The following is a 15466-nucleotide window of genomic DNA, read 5'->3' on the forward strand; positions in this document are numbered from 1 at the left end:
AATAAATTAGACAGATTTCAGGGTTAATAAATAAATTTTTGAGGTTGGGATTAAATTAAACGGATTGGAATATTGTAAATCCTGATAATAGTCCAAAAAACCTGTGCATTTAGGTCACAAAGTTCTATCTTTGTGTCTTGAAAAATTGTAGCGATGAGAATTTCTTATAATTGGTTAAAGAATTTTATTGATATAGATAAGACTCCAGAGGAACTTTCCTTAATTCTAACAGATATAGGTTTAGAGGTAGAATCCTTGGAAGTTGAGCAAAGTATTCCAGGTGGATTAAATGGATTAGTTGTAGGCGAGGTTATTACTTGTGAGCAACATCCTAATGCAGATAAGTTGAAGGTTACCACCGTTAATGTTGGAGGTCCAGAATTATTACATATCGTTTGTGGTGCACCCAATGTTCGGGTTGGCTTAAAGGTAATCGTTGCCCAAGTAGGTACGACTTGTCATCCAACGAATGGGGAGCCATTTAAAATCACAAAATCTAAGATCCGTGGTGAAGTATCCGAAGGGATGTTATGTGGTGAGGATGAGATCGGATTAGGTACTTCACATGCAGGAATTGTTGAATTAGACAGTGATGCTGCAGTTGGAAGTTTGGTAAAATCATATTACCAGATGGAGGATGATTATTGTTATGAAATTGGTTTAACACCAAATCGTGCTGATGCTGCATCCCATTTAGGGGTAGCTCGGGATTTGGCAGCCTATTTCAGATCATCCTTGAAGGCAGTTGATTTATCAGCTTATCAGGATCAAAGTGGTACAGGGACCTCAGTGGTAGTAGAATCATTGGAGGATGCGCCACGATATTCAGGAGTAAATATCAAGAATATTAAGGTTGGAGAGTCACCAGAATGGTTAAGAAATAAATTAAAAGCTATTGGTGTTCGTTCGATCAACAACATTGTTGATGTGACCAATTATATTTTACATGATTTAGGTCAGCCATTACATGCTTTTGACCAGGACAAGATTGCTGGGAATAAAGTTATTGTAAGAAAAGCGAAGGAAGGCGAGAGTTTTAAGACATTGGATGGGGTTGAGCGTAAGTTGTCTTCAGAGGATTTAGTGATTGCAGACGCTGAAAAGCCGATGTGTATTGCTGGGGTTTTTGGAGGAGAATATTCAGGAGTAACGGAGTCTAGTACTTCGATTTTCCTTGAATCTGCATATTTCAATCCGGTTTCGGTTCGTAAAACATCAAAGAGACATGCTTTAAAGACGGATTCATCATTCCGTTTTGAGCGTGGTACGAATCCAGATATTACGATTGAAGCGCTTAAAAAAGCGGCTATTTTGATTGCAGAGGTAGCAGGCGGGGAAGTTTCATCTTCGATTGTAGACTTATATCCAACAGCAATACAGCCATTTGAATTCCCGGTAAGTTATTTGAATATTCAACGTGTCATTGGGAAAGATATTCCAGCGGCAACGATTCGTGAGATCATTGTCAATTTGGGAATTGAAATCAAGAATGAAACGGAGGCGGGATTTGATGTCTTAGTGCCGCCATATAAGGTAGATGTAACGCGTGAAATCGATATTGTAGAAGAGGTTTTACGTATTTATGGATACAATAATATCGATTTAAAGACACAAATCAAGGCATCATTAAATACTTCAGAGAAGCCAGACAAAGAGGTTGTATTAAACCAAATTGCGGATTTATTGGTTGCAAATGGTTACAGAGAGATTCTAGCGAACTCATTGACGAAGGATGATTACTTGGAAAACAGTGAAACAGCTGTTAAGTTGTTGAATCCATTGAGTAGTGATCTAGATGTAATGCGTCAGAATCTATTGTTTTCTGCGTTAGTTGCGATTGGATATAACCAAAAACGCAAGAGTGCGGATTTGAAGGTTTTTGAATATGGAAGGTCTTACAACCTAGTAGATGGATCATACGTTGAGAAACAATTATTCTCAATAGCCATTGCTGGTAAAAAAGAACTAGAACAGTGGAATGCGAGTGGTAAATCAGTTAGTTTTTATGATATAAAGGCTGCGGTAGATGATATTATCAAGCGTTTAAGGGTTGAGGGTATCCGTGTTGAAGATTACGAAGGCACCTACTTTGACTACGGCTTGAGTTACAGAAAAGGTGAGAAGGTTTTAGTATCATTTGGAGCTGTATCTAAGGCGAATTTGAAGAAGGCTGATGTAGATGGGCCTGTATTTTTTGCGCAGTTTGACTGGGATTTACTGATTAAAGTCATCAAGAAAAATAAGATTACCTATAAGGAAGTATCTAAATTCCCATCAGTACGTCGTGATTTAGCCTTGTTATTGGATGATTCAGTAACATTTGAACAGTTGCGATTAATTGCCACAAAAACAGAGCGTAAGTTGTTGAAGGAGGTTCAGATATTTGATGTTTACAAGGGCGAAAAATTAGCGTCTGGTAAGAAGTCCTATGCATTGAGTTTTGTGCTTCAGGATGAAGAAAAAACACTTACAGACAAACAAATTGATGCGATTATTCAAAAATTAATTATTAACTTTGAGAAAGAAGTAGGTGCATCCGTGCGCTAAAATCATTATACATTAATTGCGAAATACTATGGCGTCATTATCTTCCCAAATGAATATTATCGTTGAGAAAACGAAAAATCTTATTCAATTGTGTGAAGCCTTGCAAGAGGAGAATGACTTGTTAAAGCTAGAAGTTCAATCATTGCAAGTTGCATTTGAGACGAGTTCGGATAAGGTTAAACAACTGGAAGACAAGGTGAAAGCTTTGGCAGTTGCGAAGACATTAGACAATTCGGAGATTGATAAAGATGCTATAAATGAAAAAGTACTTGACACAAAACGAAAAATTAACGATTTTGTGCGAGAAATAGACAGATGTATAAGTCTGTTGAAGTAAGGAATGGGGAAAGAGGAATAGACTTATTACGTTATTAAGCTCAAAGAAAATGGGAGAGATTTCCATAAAAATAAATATAGCAGATCGAGTATATCCATTACGTGTAGAGACGGAGGAGGAAGAGGTAATTAGATATGCTGCGAAGCTAATAAACGAAAAGATTAAGGAATTGCAGGATAATTATGCAGTTCGTGATAAGCAGGATTTATTATCGATGTGTGTTTTACAATACGCGACGGGAATGATCAAGGCTGAGCGGAATACGAAGACCCAGGATTCGGGTATTGAAAATTCCATTCATGAGCTGGACAATATTTTGACGGATTTCTTCAAGAAATAAAACGTTTACGTTCTTAGAATTTAGAGCTTGTAACGACGAATTTGCCGCAATTAAATTCGGGTTGTCACTATTTTAAACTTAACGCTTCAATATCACGAGCAATATTAAAGATGTAGGCCATTTTGCGTAAGCCATCTAGGTCATGATCATACGCTCAAATCATGTGTAATCGAAGTTTAATAATACATGGTACCTGATTTATTTAATTGCGGTTTTTTTTTGGAAAAACGCTATTACATTAACATATTAAATTATAAATAATAACAAATGGAGTTATCAACTACTATATCAATAATAATTTCACTGGTTGTTGGTGTTTTTATTGGGCGATATCTTTTACAGATGTTGTTCAAGAAGCAGGAGCAATCGGCGAATGATAAGGCAGCCCAAATTGTAAAGGATGCCGAGCAGCAAGCGGAACATATCAAGAAGCAGCGTCAATTGGAAGCGAAAGAGAAGTTTTTACAATTGAAAGCAGAGCATGAAAAGGAAGTAAGCCAAAAGAATAATACTATATCTCAGAAAGAGAATACCATCCGTCAGAAGGAACAATCGATGAACCAGAAGTTGGAAAATCTAAACCGCGAGAAGCAGGAATTAGATAGTAAGACTAAGAAATTGGATCAGATGATTGAGTTCAACGACAAGAAAAAGGATGAAGTTGAGCAATTAAAAGGTCAGCATATCAAGCAATTAGAAAGTATTGCAGGATTGTCGGCTGATGAAGCTAAAGAACAATTAGTAAACTCATTACGTGAGGAAGCTCGTTCTCAGGCGATCATGCAAATCAAAGATATTGTTGATGAGGCGAAATTAACAGCATCAAAAGAAGCGAAGAAAGTCGTTATTCAAACGATTCAACGTACGGCAACAGAATCGGCGATTGAAAATACAGTTTCCATTTTCAATATTGAGAATGATGAGATCAAAGGACGTATCATTGGTCGTGAGGGACGTAATATTAGAGCTTTAGAAGCAGCGACAGGGGTTGAAATCATTGTTGATGATACACCGGAAGCGATTATTCTTTCGGGATTCGATCCAGTACGTCGTGAGATTGCGAGATTATCATTACACCGATTGGTTACAGATGGTCGTATTCACCCAGCTCGTATTGAGGAAGTTGTTGCAAAAACACGCACTCAAATCGAGGATGAGATTGTAGAGATCGGTGAGCGTACGGTTATCGATTTAGGAATTCATGGTTTACATCCGGAATTGATTCGTATGGTAGGAAGAATGAGATATCGTTCCTCTTATGGTCAGAATTTGTTACAACACTCGCGTGAGGTTGCAAATTTTGCGGCTACGATGGCTGCGGAATTAGGATTGAATGTTAAGCATGCGAAGCGTGCGGGGCTGTTGCACGATATCGGGAAAGTGCCCGATGATAATCCAGAATTGCCACACGCAATTTTAGGGATGCAGTTAGCCGAGAAATACAAGGAGCATCCAGATGTTTGTAATGCAATTGGAGCACACCACGACGAAATCGAGATGACTTCCATGATTTCACCTATCGTTCAGGCATGTGATGCTATATCAGGAGCACGCCCAGGTGCAAGACGTGAAGTGGTAGAAAGTTATATCAAGCGTTTGAAAGAACTAGAAGATCTAGCTTTATCGTATCCTGGAGTAGAGAAAACTTTTGCAATTCAAGCAGGACGTGAATTACGTGTCGTTGTTGAAAGTGAAAAAGTATCAGATGCACAGGCAGAAATTTTAGCGGCCGATATTTCAAATCGTATTCAAACGGAAATGACTTATCCAGGTCAAATCAAAGTGACCGTAATTAGAGAAACGAGATCCGTTTCTTATGCTAAATAAAATAATGAATTCATTCATAGGAGGCTCATCGAAAGATGGGCCTTTTTTGTTTCGGCAACATTAGAATTTGATTAGAATTCAACTTAAATACCTGTTTAATTTGGTTAAATAGCTAACTTTGATGTAATTAGCGTATATGCAAGTATTAGTTGTAGAAGATGATCAGCGAATAAGTTCTTTTCTAATAAAGGGATTAGAAGAAAATGGATTCTTAGTGACCTTATGTAAGAATGCTGAAGATGCCTTGCAGGAAGAAAATTTAAAAATTAACTGGGATGTGATTATTCTCGATATCATGTTACCAGGGATAGATGGAATACAATTGGTTCAGACCTTACGATATAAGCAGGTTTTTTCTCCGATTTTGATGTTGAGTGCATTGAATAGCATTCAAGATAAAGTGAGTTCCTTGGATTATGGTGCTGATGATTATTTAACCAAACCTTTTCATTTCGAGGAGTTATTGTCGAGGATCAATGCATTGAGTAGACGAAGACAATATCATCTGCGCGATCAGCCGAAAAATCCTGTTTTAACCTTTGCCAATCTACAAATTGACACCGATCAATATAAGATCTATGTGAATTCTGAATTAGTTGAGTTATCGCCGCGTGAATTTAAGCTTCTGATGTACCTTGTGGAGAATAAGAATAGAACAGTAAGTCGGATGCAGGTTTTAAATGCTGTTTGGGGAATTACCTTCAATAATCATAGCAATGTGGTGGATGTTTATATTTCTTATTTAAGAAATAAGATAGAAGGTTCGGATCAAAAGTTTATTTACACCATAAAGGGTGTTGGATATATGTTTAAAGCTGATTCATGAAATTAAAGCATCGGTTAGCACTTTATTCATTGGTAATCTTTAGTGTGATCACGCTATTGATTTCTGTTGGAATTTATTTTTTGTATTACGTTCAGATGGAAAAGTCTGAACAGCAGAGTTTGGAAAGCAAGTCCTTATTATCGGCCATCTATTACCTTGAAAGAGATGAGCTTAGCAGTTTGGAGCATGAGAATATTCAAAAGCAATTACAGAAAACAATTTCCAGGAGGAATATTGCGGTTTTCGATAGTAAAAATGGGAAGATTGCGGGGGATATGGTGAGTATTTCAGATATACCTCAGAAATTCATTGAGACCGTTAGAAACGAAAAGAATTCCTTTTTTACAACAGAACACTACTTTTATAATGGTATTTATTATGAGGATAATGAGGGTGATTTTGTAATTGTTACCCGGGAATCCAAGGAGGATTTTAATAATCAAATGCAATCCCTGCTTCATATTTTGATTATTTCCTTTCTCATAGGATTATTGATTATTTATTTTTTCTCCCGGTTTTTAGGTTATATTGCTTATCAACCTATTATCAAGGTCATCAATCAGATAAAGGAAAGAGATAGTAAGAATTTTGACAAGCCTATATATCTGGATCGCTCATATTCCGAAATTCAAGATTTGGTAAATACTTACAATCATTTTGTGGATCGGATATCCCAGACCTTCCATGTTCAAAAGAATTTTATAGACTATGTGTCACATGAATTGCGGACACCTATTACAGCTTTATTGGGGACTTTGGAGGTGACGAATCAGAGGAAGAGAAATGCTGCTGAATATGAGGAGGTCATTGTTCAGTTAAAGCAATACATCAATGATCTTGAACAAACCTTGGAGCAGATGATGTTACTGTCAGGTGCAAAGACGAGTTTTGAGTTTTCCAGGGTAAGAATTGACGAAATCATCTGGCAGGTCATAGAAAATGCGATCCTTTTTTATCATGCAGATATTGAAGTAGAAATCAAAGTGGAGCGCAATGATTTACTCTTTCAGGAGGGCAATGAGAAATTGCTGGAATTAGCGTTCAATAATATTATCGAAAATGCGATAAAATATTCTGAAAATAAGAAGGTTACTGTTGTTATTCTAGAGCAGGACGGAAGATTGGTTCTCCAGGTAAAAGATCAGGGAATTGGAATTTCCAAGGAGGATCTGAAAAAAGTAAAGCAGAATTTCTTTCGAGGGGAAAATACCGGGAATTACTCAGGAAAAGGCATTGGACTTTCTATGGCCAATATTATTTTTATGCTGCATAAAATTGATTTGGAGATAACGAGTACAGGGAATGGCACTCAGGTATCCTTAATTTTCTAATCGAATTCTAATCTAAATTAAAAATCACCTTAATCTGCGAACCCTAGGTTTGTACAAAATATTAAAGGTGAGGAAATTCTATCTATTCTTATTGTTTAATTGTGGGTTCTGTTTGTTACAGGCACAGACCTATTCGGTAGCGGATTTGGAGAATCTGTTCCAAAAAAATAATCTACAACTTATTGCCAAAAAATATGATGTTAACAAGGCAGAGGCTTTGCTAATACAGGAAAAACTATGGCCTAATCCAACGCTTACGGTTGATAATTTAAACTTATGGGCGAATAAGTCGTTCGAGACGATGCCAAATCTAATTGGCAATTATGGGAGTAAGCAGCAATTGAATATGGAGTTGGAGCAATTGATAGAAACTGCAGGTAAGCGGAAGAAAAGAATTGCGATCAAGAAAGCCGAGCAAGAAGGCTCGCAATTGGAGTTTGAAGAAGTTCTGAGGCAATTGCGGCTGGATTTAAGGAATAATTTACACAGTATTCGAAGATTGCAATTGCAGGAGAAGGAATTGAATACCGTGCATCGTTTATTTAGCCAATTAAATGAACAATATAAAATTCAGGCTGGAAAACAGCATATCTCTCAAGTAAGCTATTTCAGGGTGAATTCGGAGTTGATAGGGATTCAAAAAGAGCTTTTAGACCTTAAAACGGAGCTGAATGATCGGATACAGGAATTGAGGATATTAACTCAGATGCCAGAACTGAAAGTAGAAAACATTGTTTTTGATGAGTTTTCCATGGCTAAATTCAAAACACTACCCTCTAATTTAAAGGAGCAAGCACTTAGTCAGAATATCTATTTACAGACTCTAAATAATGAAATCCAGATTTCAGAAAGTCAGTTACGATTAGAAAAAGCTCATAGAACACCTAATTTCAATCTCTTGATGAACTATGAAAGAGGTGGGAATGTGATGAATAATTTCATTGGGTTCGGGCTGAATATTGATTTGCCCATTTTTAATAGAAACAAAGGAAATATTCAGGCTGCAAAAATTCAAGTAGAACAAAATCAAGTCAGCTATTCCATGGGACAATTAACCTTAGGGAATGAGATTGATAAGATATTGAATAGGCTAGAAATCTATTCCTGCAACCTAGAGCAGTGGCAGAAGAATCATGATGAGGGGCAGGTTGAGGTACTTGAAAACTATATCAAATACCTACAAGAGCGTCAGGTTACTTTAATAGAGTTTATAGATTTTGCACAGGCGCAGCGAGAAGCTCAGCAAGCATTTTTAGAGTTACAAGAAAAGTATTCAAAGAGCATTGAAGAATTACAATATTTAGTAGGCAAGGATTTACAATGAAAATATTAAAAGCATTACCCTCAGTAATAATTACCCTTATTGTTTGTTGCACTGGCTGTGGAAACAGCCAGAAGCAACATTTTAGTGAGACCGATAGTGTTAAACAGTTTTGTATCAATCCACAATTGAAGAAATCGACAGATATTGTTGGAGTTGAGGAAGGACCAATCATTGAACAACTCACGTTGTCAGGAAAGATTGAGTACAATGAAAATGATCTGGTCACTTTTAGAAGTTTATTACTTGGTGTTGTTGAGAAGGTGGATTTTGAGTTAGGGGATCAAGTTCGGAAGGGGCAAGTCCTTGCAACTATAAAATCGACGGAGATTCAAAGTTTATTCCAGCAAAAGAAAGCCCAAGAGAACCAGATAAATCTATTGTCCAAATTATTGGTTACAAAAAGAGATTTGTTAAAAGATGGGATGATTTCAGAGCCTGAATTACTTCAGGTTGAGCATGAATTGGAATCATCAAAAATCGAATTGAATAGAATTAATCAATCCCTGCAGCTTTATCATGCAGTTGGCGAAGGTACATTTCAGATTTTAGCACCTAAAAACGGATATATCATTCAAAAGGATATCAGTCAGGGACAAATTATCACACAGGAGAGTGATCCTTTATTTTCGATTTCGAATCTAAAGGAAGTTTGGGTGATGTTGAATGTTTATGCTAGCAATCTGAGATATATTAAGACTGGGGATCAGGTAAAGGTAAAGACCATCGCGTATCCGGATCAAATTTATACTGGAAAGATTGACAAGATCTACAATGTTTTTGATGCGAATGAGCATGTTATGAAAGCACGAGTGGTGCTTGAGAACCAGAACTTGAACCTGATGCCTGGATTAAGTGCAGACATTATTATTGATAAGCAAAGGAAGGATGAAAAGGCTTTTGCTATTCCAAACAAGGCTTTGGTTTTTAGTAATAATGAGTATTACATGTTGTTATATAAGGATGATTGTCATATAGAGCCTCAAAAGGTAGATATCATAGCAAGTAATGAAGAGTTCACTTATGTAAGGAATAAATTATCAGGATCTAATCAGATTATAGGAAGTAACGCATTATTAATTTTTGAACAGCTAAAGGATTTGTAAGGGATGAAGAAGTTTGTTCAGAATTTAGTGACGTTTTCCTTACGGAATACCACTTTCATATTATTTGCCACTCTTGTATTATTATTTGCGGGAATCTATGCCTTGAAGCATACAGCCATTGAAGCATTTCCTGATGTTACGAATACGAGAGCCAGAATTATTACGCAGTGGCCAGGTAGAAGTGCTGAGGAAGTTGAAAAGCTAGTGACCTTGCCAATCTCTAAAGAGATGAACAGCATTCCGAGGAAGTCTAATATTCGTTCGATTTCGTTATTTGGTTTGTCGGTAGTGACGGTTCAGTTTGAGGACGATGTAGAGGATTTCTATGCGCAACAATATGTTTCCAATAAACTAGCTTCTGTTGATTTGCCTGAAGGTACATCCATATCAGTGGAACCTCCTTCAGGGGCTACAGGTGAGATTTTTAGGTATATATTAAAGAGTGATTTGCCGATCAAGGAAGTTTCGGCAATTCAGGATTGGGTAATTGAGAGGGAATTGCTTTCCGTTCCTGGGGTTGCGAATGTGATCAGCTTTGGGGGCGAGGAGAAGATTTATGAAATCAAGATCAATCCGACAGAATTAAAGAATTTTAACCTTACACCCTCAGATGTATTCGAAGCTGTTTCTAAGTCCAATATAAATGTTGGTGGAGATGTAATTCAGCAAGGGGATCAGGCCTATGTAGTTCGCGGTGTAGGTTTGTTGGATAAGATAGAAGATATCGGCAATATCACCATCAAGTTAAACGGTTCTACGCCGGTTTTGATCAAGAATGTAGCGGAGGTTGAAATTTCCAACAAACCGAGATTAGGTAAAGTTGGATTTAATGAGCAGGACGATGTTGTAGAAGGGATTGTGGTGATGTTGAGAGGGGAGAACCCATCGGAGGTTATTGAGCGGTTGAAAGATAAGATTGAGGAACTTAACAGCAGGACCTTAAGTGATCAGATTAAGATTGAAACAGCCGTTGATCGGACTTTACTGGTCGACAGTACCGTAAAAACGGTTTCAAAGAATATTGTCGAGGGGGTACTGCTGGTATCATTAATCGTATTTATTTTCCTGTATAATTGGAAGTCCACATTTATTGCGGCATCGGTTATCCCGCTTTCCTTTTTATTTGCCATTATCATGTTGAAGATTCAGGGCTTACCAGCGAATTTAATTTCAATGGGCTCCTTGGACTTTGGTTTACTATTGGAAGGTACCTTGGTTATTGTGGAAACTGTATTCGTGGCATTGGCTACGTTATCTCATAAAGTTGGTCCAGAACGCTTTGCGAAGATGTCAAAAATGGGTGTTATCAAGAAGAGTGCGGGAAGTGTAGCATCTTATATCTTCTTTGCTTTAATGATATTGATTGTTGCGTTGTTGCCTATCTTTTCTTTTCAGAAAGTTGAGGGTAAGATGTTTACACCACTTGCTTTTACATTAGGATATGCCTTATTAGGATCTTTGATTCTAAGTCTTACCTATGTTCCAGCCATGTGTAAGTTGTTATTTACAAAGGGCATGGAAGAGAAGGAAAATTTCATTACGAAGTTTTTTCATAAGAGCATATATGGGTTATATAGCTATGCCTTGAAGTATAAGCGAGTGACCTTAGGCTTATTTATTGGGTTATTAGCTTTGTGTTCAATAAAGTTTATGAACTATGGTTCGGAATTCTTACCACAGTTGAACGAAGGAGCGATTTATATCCGAGCGACTTTACCGAATAGCATTAACCTGGATGAATCCAGCCGTTTGACCAAGGAGATGAAGGAATTGATGGTTTCCACCTGTCCTGAAATCGACTTTATATTAACCCAAACGGGTCGTCCGAACGATGGAACTGATCCAACCGGATTCTTCAATATTGAATTCAACGTTCAGTTGACGGATGAAAGTGAATGGGATAGAGGATTGAGCAAAGCGGATATTATTGAAGAATTGAGGACTAAGTTAAATCAATATCCGGGAATTAATTTTGGTTTTAGCCAACCTATCCAAGATAACGTTGAGGAGTATGTAGCTGGGGTTAAGAGTTCATTGGTGATAAAAATATTTGGGGATGATTTGTATCGATTAGAGGATTATGCGAATCAGGTATCTGCTTCAATTGCTAAGGTTCGAGGGATCACGGATATTAACGTATATAAGAATATTGGTTTACCAGAATTGCGGATTCAGTTGCATGATTCCAAAATGGCGAAATACGGTGTTTTTACAAAAGATGTTCAAGCGGTGATAGCCATGACGATTGGTGGTCAGGCTGCGACGAAATTTTATGAGAAAGACAAGCAGTTCGATGTAGTATTACGTTTCAATAAAGAATACAGGGATAGTCCAGAAAAAATTGGGAATATCCTTATCCCAAGTAGTACGGGCGAGAATATTCCCTTGAAGGAGATTGCTAGTATAGGTTATGTGACTGGGCCAGCATTTATTTACCGTGAAGGGAATAGCCGTTATATCGGAATAGGATTCAGTATTTCAGGACGTGATTTAGGAAGTACGATTGAAGAGGCGAAGGAGGTTGTGGCGAAAGAAATCAAGCTTCCAAAAGAGAATTATATGGAATGGGCAGGTGAGTTTGAAAGTAAGGAAAGGGCTACGAAGCAGTTGATGACGGTGATTCCAATTTCCTTGTTATTGATATTAGTTCTATTGTATAGCAATTTTGGTAATATGAAAGATACTGCGATTGCTGCTATTACGATTCCATTTGCCTTTATTGGTGGTTTTCTATCCTTATGGTTTACTGGGACAATCTTTGGAATTTCTGCAGGTATTGGATTGATCATTCTTTTTGGAGTAAATACCATTAATGGAATTATTCTGATTGCGGTAATGAAGGATTACCTCAAAAAGAATTCCTTGAGAGAAGCTATTGATATGGGCGTTAAGAGCAGGATTAGATCGATTGTAATGATTGCTTTGATGGGGTCGATGGGTTTATTGCCAGCAGCATTATCCAGTGGTATGGGCTCTGAGATTCAAAAGCCCCTCGCTATTATGATTGTGGGCGGTTTATTGATTTGTTTGATTTTATCTTTTGCGGTATTGCCTGTGGTCTTCTATTATGCCTATAGAAAGAGTGAAATGTTAGCTAAGAATAGTTAACTTTGCAGGCATGAAGAAAAAGGCGCCAGAAAGCAATAAAAAAGTAGAAAATACAAGACCTGTTGAGCGGTATTTTAATGAGTTGGACCAAACTTACGGGGAAGGTAATCTTATAGTTTATAGTATTTTTCTGTTTTTGGCTTTCTTTGCCATTATGGGCTTGATTTGGATGATTCCATTTCCTCAATTTGATTTTCTAGTTAAAATGAATGCTCATACCTTTTTAAATTGGGGATCATTCTTCATTGCCATTGTGGTTTACAGTTATTTGAAGTTAGCTCCAACCTTATCCTATGCCGTGTTATTCTGCATTGGGATAATGAGTTATTTCATTGTTCAATTGGAATACGTAGAGCGAGATGGTGGACCAAGCGTGATTTTGGTTTGCAGTATTATAACTGTTATCAGCTTGTTAGGTTTGTTTTTCAGCAGTTCGAAAGTGAAAAAAGGGAATGCTTCTTTTTTGAGTTTATTGACTATAGGTCCGATTTGGTTATGGTCAAAAGTGTTTGATAAACTTAAATGGAAGTATTAAAATATTTAAAATGAAAAAGGATGGTTATTAGCCATCCTTTTTTTATGAATATTACTTTAAGTTCTTAAGCTGATAAATAATTTTTGCTATTTCAGTGTTGTCTTTAAATCCTTGGAAGTTTTCTGCTCCGGGACCAAAGGCCATCAAAGGAACTGGGATTCCAGTATGGTCATTTGTAGCGAAGTTTGCTGAGACTTTTCCATTTTTAGAATCTGCATCCAGAATTATCATTCCACCAGTTTCATGATCAGAAGTAACAATAACCAAAGTTTCTTTGTTTTTATCTGCATATTCCAATGCCTGACCTACTAATTTGTCAAAACTTAGGTATTCAGTGATGCTAAAGCCTGTTGAGTTACTATGGCCTCCACCATCAATCTTAGCACCTTCAATCATAAGAAAAAATCCCTTATTGTTGTTTTTGTTCAGGTGCTCAATGGAAGGTTGCAAAGCATGCTCGATAAATCTATATGAAGTTTTTAAATCAGATTGATCCTTATCCAGTTTATTCCATTTATGATCGACTTTATCTTCTTCAAAAATAATGGTTTGATTAGCCTTGGATTTGCTAAGGTTATCTAAACCTTCGTGTACCTCAAAGCCTTTTTTCTTTAAGTCAGTCAATAGTTCGCCATTGTTCTTTTTAAATGAATTACTATTTCCTGCCATTAATAAATTAAGTTTTGAATCCAGGATATCGCGTGCGATTTGATCTGAAAAATCTCTCTCTTGTACGTGGGTAAAGAAAGCAGAAGGAGTAGCTCCAATTAGTTCATCATTGGAGATAATACCGGTTTTCATTCCTATAGATGATAATCGATCAGGAATATTCTGAACTTTATTTCCAAGGCTATCCACGCCTATATGGCGATTTTTAGTCTTATATCCCGTAGCTATTGCGCTTCCTCCAGCAGCTGAATCCGTGTGGTAATTATCAGTAGGTTGGGTAATCAGATAACCTGTGAAGGGCATGTTTAGAACATTTAATTGCGTTCTGTTTGCTAATGCTGCTGCCCATAATTGGGATAGTCCAGCACCATCAGAAATCAGAAGGATAATGTTCTTAGGTTTCAATCCCGCCTGGAATTTTTCTTTGATTTTATAGGGTTGATAGACCTCCTTTTCTTGATAAGTGGTTTTCGGTGCATTGATTAAAAACTCACTAAGCTCAAAAGGTTTGTCGGTATTGATAAAGTCAATTCCAATTTTCTGCCATTCAAGCCAAGTTGTCCTTGTGTCTGGGGCTGCCCAGAAGCGTATTTTTTTACCAATATTATGAACAGAGTCCACTTTGCCTTTTACGATTGACAAATCCTTGTCTGTAAGTCTACCTAGACCATTCCATTTGGATAGGGAGCCAAAACTAGCACTGATCAAACCGATTCTTTCCAATTCCTGTTTGTTGTATTTTTCATTTAATGTTCCGTCGAAATAAAAAATATCATCGTATTTATGGAAATCAGTAGGCTTTGGTCTATTTCCGCTAATAATGAGTTTGACCGCTTTAGGATTGTTTTTGCTGTCAAATAATTCGCGATGGGGTTTAAGGATTTTAGTCAGCAGGTCCAAGATAGGTGCACCTTCGGTTTTAGGGTCTATCAGAAGCTGCAACTGACCTTGATTTGGAAATAAATAGCCATCCGTACTGTTTTTATAAGCATCTAAAATCGGTTGTAGATAGAGTTTTGTAAAGGTTTTTTCTTTTGTGATATCTTCAGGGTCATGCGCAACATAGAGTTCATTGTCCTTTAGGAACAGATCTACTTCAATAGAGCCAAAACCTAAGCCATAGGCTTGATTGAAGGGATTATTACGAGTATAATCGTTATGGGAATGAGCATTAGGTAGAAATGCAATTGGTTTTACTTGAGCAAAGGAATAAGGACTACTACAAAGCGCTATTCCCAAGCTTAGGCTATAGATTAATTTTTTCATTTGTTGATTTTAATGAATTTCCAGCTAAACAAAATTAGTTAGAATTCAATTTGTAATAAATTTAATAAATAAGGTTGAAAGCGAACTTTAAGATTCTGAATAGTTTCAAACTTATATTACAATTGTTTTAAGATTAAGAGCAAAAGTAGAGTGGGGATGTTATGATAATATTAATATTAAATTAGGTTTAGGTAAAGTGCTCAATAAGCTTATTAATAAAATGTAAAAAAGGGGTTAGAAAATTATCAAATCT

At 36.9% G+C, this 15466-nt stretch carries 11 protein-coding genes; 10 read left to right on the top strand and 1 reads right to left on the bottom strand.

What is annotated here, in order from left to right; genetic code table 11:
- Window positions 1-153 precede the first annotated feature (153 nt).
- The 10 genes from pheT to PZ892_RS07710 all read left to right on the top strand — a co-directional run bounded on the left by pheT (window position 154) and on the right by PZ892_RS07710 (window position 13278).
- Complete coding sequence (gene pheT, locus PZ892_RS07665; protein ID WP_277712658.1) at window positions 154-2547, top strand: phenylalanine--tRNA ligase subunit beta; 2394 nt, start codon at window positions 154-156, stop codon at window positions 2545-2547.
- 28 nt (window positions 2548-2575) lie between these two features.
- Window positions 2576-2884, top strand: coding sequence for a hypothetical protein (locus tag PZ892_RS07670; protein ID WP_094258073.1), 309 nt, complete (start codon window positions 2576-2578; stop codon window positions 2882-2884).
- A 49-nt stretch (window positions 2885-2933) separates the two neighbouring features.
- Window positions 2934-3224, top strand: a complete 291-nt coding sequence (locus tag PZ892_RS07675) for a cell division protein ZapA (protein WP_094258072.1) — start codon at window positions 2934-2936, stop codon at window positions 3222-3224.
- A 267-nt stretch (window positions 3225-3491) separates the two neighbouring features.
- The gene (rny, locus tag PZ892_RS07680) at window positions 3492-5051 is read left to right on the top strand and encodes a ribonuclease Y (protein ID WP_094258071.1); all 1560 of its coding nucleotides are present in this window, start codon (window positions 3492-3494) and stop codon (window positions 5049-5051) included.
- Window positions 5052-5187: 136 nt separating this feature from the next.
- Window positions 5188-5877 carry a response regulator transcription factor gene (locus PZ892_RS07685; protein ID WP_094282011.1) on the top strand — a complete coding sequence of 230 codons (690 nt, stop codon included), beginning with the start codon at window positions 5188-5190 and terminating at the stop codon, window positions 5875-5877.
- Window positions 5874-7208 carry a HAMP domain-containing sensor histidine kinase gene (locus tag PZ892_RS07690; RefSeq protein WP_277712659.1) on the top strand — a complete coding sequence of 445 codons (1335 nt, stop codon included), beginning with the start codon at window positions 5874-5876 and terminating at the stop codon, window positions 7206-7208. Before PZ892_RS07685 ends, PZ892_RS07690 begins: the two co-directional genes overlap by 4 nt.
- A 67-nt stretch (window positions 7209-7275) precedes the next feature.
- Window positions 7276-8532, top strand: coding sequence for a TolC family protein (locus tag PZ892_RS07695; protein WP_277712660.1), 1257 nt, complete (start codon window positions 7276-7278; stop codon window positions 8530-8532).
- Complete coding sequence (locus PZ892_RS07700; protein ID WP_277712661.1) at window positions 8529-9635, top strand: efflux RND transporter periplasmic adaptor subunit; 1107 nt, start codon at window positions 8529-8531, stop codon at window positions 9633-9635. The genes PZ892_RS07695 and PZ892_RS07700 overlap by 4 nt, the downstream gene beginning before the upstream one ends.
- 3 nt (window positions 9636-9638) lie before the next feature.
- On the top strand, window positions 9639-12743 hold the full coding sequence (locus tag PZ892_RS07705) for a CusA/CzcA family heavy metal efflux RND transporter (protein ID WP_277712662.1): 3105 nt from the start codon (window positions 9639-9641) through the stop codon (window positions 12741-12743).
- A gap of 10 nt (window positions 12744-12753) precedes the next feature.
- Window positions 12754-13278 carry a hypothetical protein gene (locus PZ892_RS07710; protein WP_277712663.1) on the top strand — a complete coding sequence of 175 codons (525 nt, stop codon included), beginning with the start codon at window positions 12754-12756 and terminating at the stop codon, window positions 13276-13278.
- 51 nt (window positions 13279-13329) lie between these two features.
- On the opposite strand, the gene PZ892_RS07715 is transcribed toward PZ892_RS07710, so the two are convergent.
- Window positions 13330-15213, bottom strand: a complete 1884-nt coding sequence (locus PZ892_RS07715; RefSeq protein WP_277712664.1) for an alkaline phosphatase — start codon at window positions 15211-15213, stop codon at window positions 13330-13332.
- Between the last annotated feature and the right edge of the window lie 253 nt (window positions 15214-15466).

The sequence above is a fragment of the Sphingobacterium sp. WM genome, assembly GCF_029542465.1.
Taxonomy (GTDB): Bacteria; Bacteroidota; Bacteroidia; order Sphingobacteriales; family Sphingobacteriaceae; genus Sphingobacterium; species Sphingobacterium cellulitidis.